At 56.8% G+C, this 206-nt stretch carries 1 tRNA gene; it reads left to right on the top strand.

The window, feature by feature from the left end:
* Positions 1 to 62: 62 nt before the first annotated feature.
* Positions 63 to 146 (top strand) — tRNA-Leu (locus GQY55_RS30905).
* Positions 147 to 206 lie beyond the last annotated feature (60 nt).

Here is a 206-nt window from a genome sequence, read left to right as displayed (position 1 = left end):
CCTGACTTTTAATCAGGGTGTCGAAGGTTCGAGTCCTTCATGGCTCACCAGTTTTAAATCTTGCGCGTGTGGCGGAATTGGCAGACGCACTAGACTTAGGATCTAGCGTCTTCGACGTGGGGGTTCAAGTCCCTCCACGCGCACCATGGAATATGCGGACGTGGCTCAGCGGTAGAGCATCGCCTTGCCAAGGCGAGGGTCGCGGG

This window comes from Paenibacillus sp. USDA918EY, from assembly GCF_009870825.1.
Classification (GTDB): Bacteria; Bacillota; Bacilli; order Paenibacillales; family Paenibacillaceae; genus Paenibacillus_AQ; species Paenibacillus_AQ albilobatus.
Note: the sequence above shows the minus strand (reverse complement) of the source record. Positions and strands in the feature narration are given on the sequence as shown.